Annotated in this window: 7 protein-coding genes; all 7 read right to left on the bottom strand. The window is 48.5% G+C overall.

Annotated elements, in window-relative coordinates; genetic code table 11:
* Positions 1-519: 519 nt before the first annotated feature.
* From ABIN22_RS22000 to ABIN22_RS21970, 7 genes are read right to left on the bottom strand one after another with little or no spacing between them, the layout of a single operon-like run.
* Positions 520-768 (bottom strand): hypothetical protein, encoded by a 249-nt coding sequence (locus ABIN22_RS22000; RefSeq protein ID WP_346911257.1) that lies wholly within the window; start codon positions 766-768, stop codon positions 520-522.
* Positions 722-1,171 carry a hypothetical protein gene (locus tag ABIN22_RS21995; protein WP_346911255.1) on the bottom strand — a complete coding sequence of 150 codons (450 nt, stop codon included), beginning with the start codon at positions 1,169-1,171 and terminating at the stop codon, positions 722-724. The genes ABIN22_RS22000 and ABIN22_RS21995 overlap by 47 nt, the downstream gene beginning before the upstream one ends.
* A 1-nt stretch (position 1,172) precedes the next feature.
* On the bottom strand, positions 1,173-1,901 hold the full coding sequence (locus tag ABIN22_RS21990; protein ID WP_118622158.1) for a LytR/AlgR family response regulator transcription factor: 729 nt from the start codon (positions 1,899-1,901) through the stop codon (positions 1,173-1,175).
* Positions 1,876-6,603, bottom strand: a complete 4,728-nt coding sequence (gene essC, locus ABIN22_RS21985) for a type VII secretion protein EssC (RefSeq protein ID WP_346911261.1) — start codon at positions 6,601-6,603, stop codon at positions 1,876-1,878. The genes ABIN22_RS21990 and essC overlap by 26 nt, the downstream gene beginning before the upstream one ends.
* A gap of 24 nt (positions 6,604-6,627) precedes the next feature.
* Complete coding sequence (locus tag ABIN22_RS21980) at positions 6,628-7,140, bottom strand: FHA domain-containing protein (protein WP_346911253.1); 513 nt, start codon at positions 7,138-7,140, stop codon at positions 6,628-6,630.
* Positions 7,141-7,157: 17 nt separating this feature from the next.
* A complete protein-coding gene (locus ABIN22_RS21975; RefSeq protein ID WP_346911251.1) occupies positions 7,158-8,774 on the bottom strand; it encodes a tetratricopeptide repeat protein in 1,617 nt (538 codons plus the stop codon).
* A gap of 17 nt (positions 8,775-8,791) precedes the next feature.
* Entirely contained in the window at positions 8,792-8,926 is a 135-nt protein-coding gene (locus tag ABIN22_RS21970; RefSeq protein WP_278321129.1) for a hypothetical protein, read from the bottom strand.
* Positions 8,927-8,930: the final 4 nt, after the last annotated feature.

Raw genomic sequence — 8,930 nt, 5'->3', positions numbered from 1 at the left:
AATTAACTGCCCATTCCGTCAGGCCAGACAGGGGGCAGTTATTTTTTTGGCTTGTAAGTGTATCACAAGTTATAATCACCAACAATGAAGTATTACTTCAATAGCCAATTCCATCTCTTTACTGGCTTAGATGTTATGGAAAAAATAAGGAGAAGTGAGAAATATTAAGTTTTTACTATACATTTAGATACTTGAAGATTATACGCGAACATGATATATTATAAGCACAAAGAGAACAACCGCCCACAAAGTGGTTAGCCTCCGGTAATTAATCTAACTGCCCGTACCGTCCGGCCTAGACAGGGGGCAGTTATTTTTTTGGCTTGTTGTTCCTATTGTCTAAATAGGCAAGCAGTGCGATTAACATTGTTATAAAAAGGAACAAGTCCTGATATGTAATATAATTCATTCGCACCACCTCCCTTCATGGGAGGCTGCCACCCTGTATTCGGTTGTTCTATCCAAAGTGTATCACAAGTTATAATCACCAACAATGAAGTATTACTTCAATTTCTTACTTTAAACAAGCAGAATCCTGCTCCCCGTCCAAAGCCCGTTCTCTGCCGCTGTCCGTTCTTTTGCAAGCTGCACCCAGTTCTGTGCATTCCACATCAGCATGCGCCGTATGTCCCCCTGCACGGGACACTGCTCCTTCTGGCAGATCATTTCTGCGGCCTCGTCCATGACCTCTGATAATGGTACGTTCTCATCGATCTGAAAATCATACAGTTTCCCCATCATAGGAACTTCTATCTCTATTATGATCATCCGTCTGCGCCCTCCACACTTTGAATTCTTCTTCTGTAAGCATCGTAAGCTTTAGTGTATCTTTCTTTTTCCAGTATCTTTGACTCACCACCACCCGGTCCGGGACCATATAGCAGAAGTACTCTTGGGTACTGTCATCTTTCGAGCTGCATACCAGTGTTCCTGCCGGATGTCCCATGATTTCCAGCATACAAAGCAGGTCCTCCCGGATGCTGAACTGTTTGTTTTCTGCAAGGATGAATCCATTCCCGGACAGATGGCGGAGTGCCTGTATGACTTCCATTTCAGAAAATTGCTTCTCCGGCATATAGATGCCTTCGAGTGTACGGACACCCATGCTGTACAGCAGGATGCGCAGTTCATCAAAACTTAACAGGATGGCACGCTCAATCATTTCCGCCATATCATTTTCCCCCTTTCTCCAGATACTCTTTGATCACCGGCTTATAAGAACGCGACAGCGGGATTTCAAACTCATTTTTCAGAATGATCCGGTTCTGGGAGAGAAATACATTGACAATCTTGCTCTTATTGATCAGGAAACTTCTGTGACAGCGTATAAAACCATCCTCCAGTTTTTCCTGAAGTTCGTCCAGCGTATCGTAAAAACCATATTCCTCTGCTTCTGTATTGAGGTACACCCGTTTTTCCCTTGATTCGAAAAAATAGATATTATTATAATCGATTAACACCCTCCCGCCTTTATGCTCAATGACAAAGACTTTCTTTTCGTCGGGACTTAAAAATCTGTCAATGTATGTCCTGATGGCTTCCGAGAGAACCTCCTGAACCTGACTCTCTGTTAATGGTTTCAGTAATAAGGATTCTGCCCCGATTGCAGGCCTCATATATACAGCCGGGGATATCCGGGGGCTGGCAATCAGTATAATGTACGATGAAGGTGTCAGTCTTCTTAGTTCCTTTGTCAGTTCCAGAGCCCCCTCCATCGTAATATCCACACAGACGATATCTGTCCTTGTCTTTTGGCTGACCGTCTCCTCCAACTCCGAAATGGACGAACACTGCAGCATTTCCCAGTATTCGTCTGTCCATTTTGCCGCCAGATCCTTTGCATATCTGACAATGTACTGCCTCTCCTTACTGGATTCATCTGATATTAACATTACTATCATGCTGCTTCTTCGCCAGCGGAATTACAACCTGAATTCCGATGCTTTCCTCCTCTTCATCCGGTACATACCCGATCCCCCGCTTCGTGCTTTTTGACTGCTGTGCAAAGGACAGGTTTTGGAAATTGAATACCTTCTGTGCCTGCAGGTTCCCCCCCAGATGGATGCCCCTTTTGTAGGATATATAGTCCTGATATGCTTTATAAGCCGACAATACAGCATGATCCTCAGGTTTCAGGCAGCCGATAAAATAAATATGGTGCAGGTTTCCCTTCTCGATCATGTTTTCCACAAATCCTGACATATTGCCGACTCCTTCCCCGGGTCTGTAGACCATTTTAAAGAATTCTGCAAGATCGGCGAGGAAGATAAAAACAGGTTCCTCCCTGCTCATTTCCGCAAATATTTCCGCTTCGTCCATACCGGACTCGATCATTGCACGTTTCTTTTTATTTCTGGCCGCAAATTCCGGGAGAAGCTTTGACAGATATTGAAATAACTGTGCAGGCTCCGTGATATATTGGGCATGATATTCTTCGGCTGTCTTCTTCAGCTCCGATGACCCTCTTTCTACAATGCAGATTCTTCCGCCTTTCTGGTACGCGCTGTACAAAAGTACTTTCAGCGTGTTTGTTTTTCCTGTACGCCCTTTTCCTGAGATAATACAGCAGTAATTGTGGATCAGATGCAGGCTCAGGACAGATGCATCTTCCATACCGTATCCGAATGGCAAAAGTCCCCTGTCCTCCAGACTCAGCCGGTAAGAAGGATGTTCTGCCAGTGTATCCAGCGTCGGATTCTCCGGAATCTCCGGGACCGCATCCGCGCGCCTCCCTTTCCACGATTTTGCCATGCCTTCACAGTATGACTCCAACACTTGTCCTCGTTCGAAATCATCCTCCGCCTTCACACTCAGAGCAGTCTGGAACTCCAGCACATTACCGTCCACCGCCGCAAGCCCCCGGCCCCTGATATCCGTTTCCGGAAGGATGTGAAGGTGGGTCATCCGCATGACTTCCATATATTTGAACTTATCTGCCTGTTCCAGTGACAGTACCGTACGGATATTATCCCCCATTCTGGCCGGTATCTCTGCCATCCCGAAGCCTGCTGCCGTAACCGCGAGGAACATGCCGTATCCCACGCCTTCCCTCGCCAGCCGCAGCAGGGCATCATCATATTTATTTTTCGTCTTTTCCCGAAACGCCCCAACGTTATCCACCACGACCAGCACGGCCGGCAGCCTGATCCCGTATGCCTGTACATACTGGCTGTAGTTCCCTCCCTGAAGGAGTTTCTTCCTCTCATCCATCATCTGCACGAGCATATGGATAAAACGGCTGGCCTTTTCCTCCTGATTATCAAAGAGTACGCCTCCCACATGCGGTGCATTGGCAAATGGTGCAAGCATATGGCTGCTGTAGTCGATCAGGTATATCCAGAGCGTATCCGGCGAATACCTGCTAATCAGTGAATAAACCAGAGTCTGCTGGAAGGTACTCTTCCCACTTACCGCGGACCCGCACACCGCATGGTGCCCGTCACGTGAAAAACTGAGGACAAGCGGCTTCTGTGCCTGCCCCTGTGGATCATCACAGAGTCCTATAACAGCTTCCAGTTCCCATTTGCGCGGCATCGTTTCCCATCTATGGTCATGGTAACTGCTTTCCGTATACCCCTTAAGCTCTGACAGGTAGATCTCACTTTTCAGGACCGGGAGCCAAAGTCTGGTTGTTCTTTCATAACCATTTTCCTGAGCGGTTTTGTTCAGGTATTCTATCACGGCTTCTAACTGTGTCTTCTGACGGACATTTTCCCCCTGCTTTTTCTCCGTTTTTCTGTGGTGTCCGCCGATCAGTTCCGCCTTTCCTGTCCTTGTCAGCATCTCTGCCGCCTGAGACTTTCTTCCTGCATCCTCCTCATATACTGCCCCACTGTAGCCTGACTGGAACAGTTCGAAAATTTCGTCACTGCCAACCTGCAGATAACCGCGGCCTGCCTGCGTAAGGAATGCTGCATCCGGTTTATGCAGCATGTCATTGCTGTCCTGCCGGTCCTGTACCCTTAAGCACAGGCGGAATTTGGAATTACTCCAGATATTGTCGTCTACGGTGCCGCCCGGCTTCTGTGTCGCCAGAATCAGGTGCACGCCGAGGCTTCGCCCAACCTGCGCCACGCTGATGAGTTCTTTCATGAATTCCGGCTCTTCCCGTTTCAGTTCCGCAAACTCATCGATGATAATCAGCAGGTGCGGTATCGGCACTTCCGCCTCCTGATTCTTATAAAGCCGGGTATACAGGTTAATATTATTCACTCCGTACTCTGAAAACAGCCTCTGCCGTCTCTGGTTCTCACTTTTAATCGAAATCATGGCGCGCCGCACCTGATTCCCTGACAGATTTGAAATCTGCCCGGCCAGATGGGGCAGGTCAGAAAACAGGTTCGCCATTCCCCCGCCCTTGTAATCTATAATAAAAAAGCTGACGTCCTCCGGGCTGAAATTGATCGCCAGAGATAAGATCCACGTCTGAAGCGTCTCACTTTTACCTGACCCTGTTGTCCCCGCCACAAGCCCGTGGGGGCCGTGAAACTTCTCATGGACATCCAGATAGCAGTCTGCATTCCCGGCTTTTCTGCCGATCAGTGCCTTCATGCTGTTGTAATTCCTGTTTTTCCTCCACCGTTCAGTTACGCGGAATTCAGCCAGAGAGTGGACTTCGTACATACTAAAAAAATCAAGGCTGTTCGGAATCTCGCTGTTGCTTTCGATTTCATTCACGCGGATATTGGCAAGCGTCTGCCCGAATGCGGCAAGCTGCCAAGCCGACACCTTATCCGGCACAAATGCCTTTTTTTCATGCCCGGTATCAAGCAGGTTGTAAAACCCCTGAAAGTACTGGTCGTTCTGAATCACTTCCTCACAGGCATTCGGAAGCTGCTCCAAATTCTCAACCATCAGAAACGTCGTGATCCCATATTCCGCCCTTGCCTCATATATGTACTTTGCCAGAATCTCCCCCTCCAGAATGGAAGGGTCTGAAATAAACAGGACATAATGCGGCTTTACAAACCTTCTTTTCCCCCGAATGCCCGGCTGTTCCTCCTTCTGGCTTCTGGAGCGGATCACATTAGACAGTTCGAAAAAAATATCTGCGGTTTCCAACTCATTGGAGGCCATATACCGTGTCTGTTTATCCTCCGACCAGACATGCGGGAACCATTTCATGCATTCCCAGTCCTCCCTCCGGCGCCTGTCCCTCTCCCTGTAAATGAAGACCAGTTTGACATCCGTATAGCAGTGTGCCGCGGTGATGCCTGCAACGAGTGTATGCATCATTTCAACGGCGCCAGCCTTTCCCTCCCCGCCTACAAGGCCGATAAGCGCCTTATCCATCAGGGAAATCCCGACCGGGACCTGTTTGAGCGTCCGAAATTCTTCACGGATCAGCTTTGGTTTATCCTGCAAAGAGTCGTTGATCAGCGTAAACTTCTCTTTTGGTATCTGAATATCCACCTGAAATGGCAGTTCTCCCAGTCCGAGCCTCTGGAACAGGAAATCACTGTGGGAGTAATTCCGGTTCCAGAGCTCACTGCTGTTCCGGTTATAACTCAGGCACTGGACCGCCGGAGGATACATCTGGCTGAGTGCGGCGCTGTTGTGCCTGTATTTTTCCCGGAGTGTATCTGCGATCTGGATCAGGTAATTACTGTAAGCATTGAAACGCTGGTTCTCTTCCTCCATATTCTCCTTTTTGCTGTAATTTAAATTCAGCACTGCCCAAACCACCCCGATCAGGGCCGATGATATGGCCGTGATCAGCCCGGTGTACATAAAGGCGCTGGATGCCTGCCCGGAAAGCCGGGAGCCGAAGATGGCAAATCCGCATCCGAGCATCATCGGAATCGCCATCGTAAACGCCGGCCCGATCGTCAGATATACCGGCTTTTGTTTTGTCTGCTTCGGATTGGGCGGCGCCTCAATCTCAGTCTCCTCCTGGTAAATGGACGGAAGGTTTCGCGGAGAACGGTGAAAATAGATCTCTTCCCTCCCTTCACTACCCGGTATCCCCCTTGTCAATGCCGGTTCTATCTGCAGCGGTTTCAGGATATCCTCTTTCACCGCCAGTACACCATAATATGTCCCAACCGCCAGTATCTGGTCCAGAAAAAGAATATGGAGCCCGAAAATATCAATATGGTCCCCAAATTCCAATTTCCGCCTCCCCTGAATCCGCATGTTATGGCAGAACACTCCGTTGCTGCTTAAATCCGTCAGGTACCAGCCGTCTGAAGTATGGTCCAGAACCGCATGGGATGCCGACACCAGTTCCATGAACTGGTACTGGATCAGGTTTCCTGCCGTCTTTCCGATGGAAATCTGCTTCATCATACGGAGGTCATACTTTTCCATCACCTGTAAGGTAAGCATACAGTCCGCCGCAAGAATCTGGAACCTCTCCCCGTCTGCGGTCTTCACCTCCATGATATCCTGATGGTGCAGGATATGGCGGTCTTCCCTGACCTGTGCCATTTTCACATAATAATCTGCGGTGCTTACGATCTCCCAACCCCGGTCCGAATTCTCCAGCCGGATTTCCAGATCCTTTTTCAGCCGGTAGATATCGTGATGCAGATAAATGGTATGGTCCGCGTCGTGTATGTTTGGAAGCAGAAACTCTTTACAGATTTGTTTGTTATATACCATTAATATCAAACTAGCTTTTCCTCCTTATATGTATGCCATGTCAAATGTAAATACAGTCACCTGAATCTTCAGTGTACCGACTGCCAGCCTGTCTCCGGAGCAGAGGAATTCCGCCGTTTCCACGGCATGTTTCCGTAATCCCCTCTGTATCCAAGTCCCGTTTGCAGAGTTTAAGTCCTGCACCGCCAGACGGCCCCCGGAAACAAAAATGATACAGTGCTGCCCGGAAACCGCACCGTCCCGGATGCATATCTCATTTTCCCCGGGGCTGCGGCCGATCCTGATGCCGTGTTCCGGGTCAAATACAAATCCCTGTTTCTGCCTGTCCTTCCATTTCAGATAGACCATGACCTTCAGCCCGCCGTAAGCGGGGACGCTCTGATTCCGGATGGCATTATTCAGGCAGTTCTCTTTTATCATTTTGTAGGCTGCATCATAGTACTTCTGCATTTCTGCCTTCCGGCTGCTTCGTATCACATATATGGCAGCCCCTCCGGCAGCAAAAACTGCTGCCGTTATTACAATGATCCACATCATACGGGCCTTTCCTTCGCTTACTTATTAGAATTCGTAAATTCGTCTGACTGAGGCGCTTTATTGATCACATTCAGTTCTCCGTGGTCGATCTCGCATACAATCCAGATATCCTTCACGTCTGCCCCCGGATCAATGGTAATCGTCACCGGTTCTTTACCGGGCAGGTATACCTTCACCGTTGCCCCATTCTCTTTCATCGTACCCGTCCTCCTGAAATCAGCCACCTGGAACTGGTAGACACCGTTCAGGTTATAGATAGTCGTTGTCTCCGGTCCATAGCCGTCCGTATCGTCCAGATCAAGCGCGGCAATCACATCCCCGCCTGACTTAGCCTCTTTCTGGCGGAAATTGACGGATACTTCCTTTCCGTCATCCGTGCTGCCCATGAGGTAGGAATCCAGATCCTGCGGTTCGGCATTCCACTCCAGCACAATTCTGGCCGTTCCTTTTTTCAGCTTCGGTGAAATACTAAACTGTTCGCCGCTGTAATTTCTGCCCTCTTCTATCTCAAAAATGTATTCTTCTTCGATATAGTTATCCGCCTCGATAAGAATCGTGTAAATATCCGGTTCCAGATCCGCTGAGAAAACCCCCTGTGCATCTGTCTTTACAGCTTTTTCTTTGTTTTCTTTCTTCGCTGGCTGGAATGTCAGGACCGCCTGTGGAACACCGTCTCCGCTGACTGCATCGATTACGACACCTGAGATATGCCCCGTCGTATCTCTCTGGGCATTTGCATTCAGCAGGATGATCTCATTCCACCCATCCGCAGAAACAATATTTCCGTTAGCGTCCGTCTCAAACCGGAAGATGCAGTCTGATGTCTTTGTCTCTACGAAATATCTGCCGTCTTCGGTCTTCGGTGTAACCTTCTCCCCAAAAAGCATCTGTAACCTCTGTAAGCTGGCCCCGCCTTCAAAATTTCGAAAGAGTGTCCCCAGAGAATGCAGCGATATTTTTTCCGGCATCCCTTTTTCTGTCGGTGTTTTCCTGCTTACGTCCACAATCTCTTTGTTTGTCTCTGTATTCCTGTAGAAGCACACTGCGCCGAGCCCGTTGTGTTCAATCTCCAGATAGCCGTCCTCATCCATCTTCGTGCTTTTTACAAAGCCGAACTGGTCCTTGTAATCCTCAAACCGGTAATCAATGATTTTCTGCAGGAAGGAGGTATTCCATGCGATGTTCTGGGATGCTGTCTTCAAATCCACCGTAAGCTCCTCTTTTTCCTGATCCCCGTTCATAACAGCCACGAGTGACTGCCCGTTCAGGTCTTCGAGTTTTCTTTTGATTTTAAAGGATGAGGTCTCCCTCTGCCCTTTTCTTAAAATTGCCTTTGCCTTGGAGATCTCCTCCTGTTCTACATAAACGTCAGCAAGGGCCAGATAAGCGTCTTCCTCCTTTGGATTCACGGAAATCGCTTTTTTATACTGGATCACTGCGTCTTCGTAATTATTTGCCGCTAAATACTTTTCAGCGCTTAAGACTGCCTCGCTGTAATTTTTCTCCTTCATTTTCCCGCTGACAAAGATAAATGCCGCGGCTGCAATCAGGATAATGGCTAATCCCGCTAATACTGCGAGCAGAATCTTTGTATGATTCTTCTTTTCTGCGTGGTACTGCTTCTCTTCTCTCATTCTTCCTCACCTCGTCCTTAGTCGTATATCTGATAGGTCTGTTCCCTGATCTGTTTCTTTTTCCGGCCCAGCATCCACTCTGCGAGTACCAGTCCTAACGTGGACAGCAGAAGGATGGCAGCTCCTGTGATCATATACTGTTCGCCGCTCATACCC

This window comes from Faecalicatena orotica (genome assembly GCF_905197545.1).
Classification (GTDB): Bacteria; Bacillota; Clostridia; order Lachnospirales; family Lachnospiraceae; genus Faecalicatena_A; species Faecalicatena_A orotica.
This window is presented reverse-complemented; position numbering and strand designations above follow the sequence as displayed.